Annotated in this window: 1 protein-coding gene; it reads left to right on the top strand. The window is 59.1% G+C overall.

Features of this window, described 5'->3' with window-relative positions; translation table 11 throughout:
- Nucleotides 1–2,050: Tn3-like element IS1071 family transposase (locus ACVOLQ_RS22410; protein ID WP_481529351.1), on the top strand; the 2,050-nt coding region annotated here is incomplete at its 5' end.
- Nucleotides 2,051–2,193: the final 143 nt, after the last annotated feature.

Raw genomic sequence — 2,193 nt, 5'->3', positions numbered from 1 at the left:
CACAGACCAGTTGATCCTTATGGTGCAGCGCCGGATCGCCGATCTGTGGCGTCAGGCTGCCGCCGATGTCCCCGCTACCGTCAATTGGGCCGCAATGTACAAAACGCTGCTCGGCGAACTTGTTGCCTTGAGCGCGCAAGGTGCGGTGCCAGATGCTGAGTTGCGTGCCCGTCTTGAAGCCTTGATCACCGAAACCCAGAAACGCAAACCACCGAGCAGGGCCTCCCTGGTCCGCGAGGGATTGATTGATGGAATTCGCCCCGTGCGGTCGTTGCTCGTCGCCATTGCAAAGCTGCCCTGGCAGGCCACCGGCGAGCATCCTGCCATCGAGTACCTTGCCAAGCTGCAAGCTTTATATCTCAAAGGATCCAGAAAGCTGCCAGTTGAAGTGGTGGCACCAAGTCTGGGAATGATCTGGCAGGTTTCGATCTCCAGCCCAGACCGGGAACGGGCGTTTCAGGCGTTGGAGGTGGCCACCCTGTTTGCCCTGCGCCGCGCGGTGCGCAATGGCTCGGTCTGGATTGAGCACAGCCTGAGCTTTCGGGGTCGTGCGCGCTTGTTCTTCACGGACGAGCGTTGGCAGGCAGAGTCCAAGAAACACTATGCCCGTCTATCGTTACCCAGCAAGGCTGCCACTTTCTTGAAGCCTTTGCTGGCCAGAGTAACTGCCGGTGTCGATGCGGTGGCCGCTGCAGCCCGCAGTGGCGTACTGCGCGTGGATGATGAACTCCATTTGTCGCCATTGCCCGCAGAGGACGAAGACCCAGAAGTGACCAAGCTGCGCGCGGCTTTGGATCACCGCATCGGTGAGGTTCAATTGCCGGAAGTGATTCTGGCCGTTGACGCCCAGGTGCGCTTTAGCTGGATCATGCTCGGACGTGAGCCGCGCTCTACCGACGAGCTGCTGATGGTCTATGCCGGCATCATGGCCCACGGCACCAGTCTGACTGCGGTCGAATGCGCGCGCATGATTCCGCAATTGTCTGCCACCAGCATTCGCCAGGCCATGCGCTGGGCGCGGGACGAACGGCGTCTGAGCCAGGCCTGCCAGGCTGTGCTGGAATTCATGCAGCGACACCCGATTGCCGCCACCTGGGGGCGGTCCGATTTGGCATCTTCTGACATGATGAGCATGGAGACCACCAAACGGGTGTGGCAAGCCCGGCTTGATCCTCGGCGCAACACACCTTCCATTGGAATCTACTCCCATGTAAAAGACCGGTGGGGCATCTTCCATGCGCAGCCCTTTGTGCTCAATGAGCGCCAGGCGGGCGTGGCCATTGAAGGTGTCATCCGCCAAGAAAAGCTGGAGACCAGCCAGCTTGCTGTGGATACCCATGGCTACACCGACTTTGCCATGTCACATGCCCGTTTGCTTGGTTTTGATCTTTGCCCGCGGTTGAAGGAACTCAAACAGCGCCACCTCTTTGTGCCACGCGGCACCAAAGTGCCCGCAGAAATCGCTGCGGTGTGCGAAGCCAATGTCGACGTCGCTTTGATCGAAAAGCATTGGGATAGTCTGGTGCACCTGGCAGCCTCGGTCATGAGCGGACATGCCAGTGCGGTGGCAGCTCTTGCGCGGTTCGGTTCTGCCGCCCAGGGCGATCCAATCTATGAGGCTGGCGTGCAATTGGGGCGGTTGCTGCGTACGGCGTTTTTGGCTGACTACTTTGTCAAGGACGCTTTCAGGAACGAGTTGCGCCGGGTGCTCAATCGGGGCGAGGCTGTTAACGCCCTCAAGCGCGCCATTTATACCGGCCGGATCAGCCCGGCGCAGGCCAAACGTGTCGATGAAATGCAGGCTGTGGCCGATGCGTTGAGCCTGATGGCCAACATCGTGATGGCGTGGAATACCTCACAGATGCAGGCGGTCCTGGATCGCTGGTCGAACCGCCGCCAGGTCATTCCACCGGAACTGATCGGGAAGATTGCGCCCACCAGGCTGGAGAGCATCAACTTGCGGGGTGTGTTTCGCTTCCCGGTTGACCGCTATGCTGACCAAATCCTGCCTTCGCGGCCAAATGCATCGATAACTGGCACCAATGGATGAAACCGACCACGGTTTGACGCCACGAATCGCAGATTTGAAAGTGAACAGGAAAGTCAATGAAATCAACGATCTACCAACACCACCTCCGCGCCAGTGCTAGCTTTTCGTACCGTCACTTATTGCACTGAAAACGAGGAGACCCC

This window comes from Stenotrophomonas sp. STEN031 (genome assembly GCF_056759975.1).
This window is presented reverse-complemented; position numbering and strand designations above follow the sequence as displayed.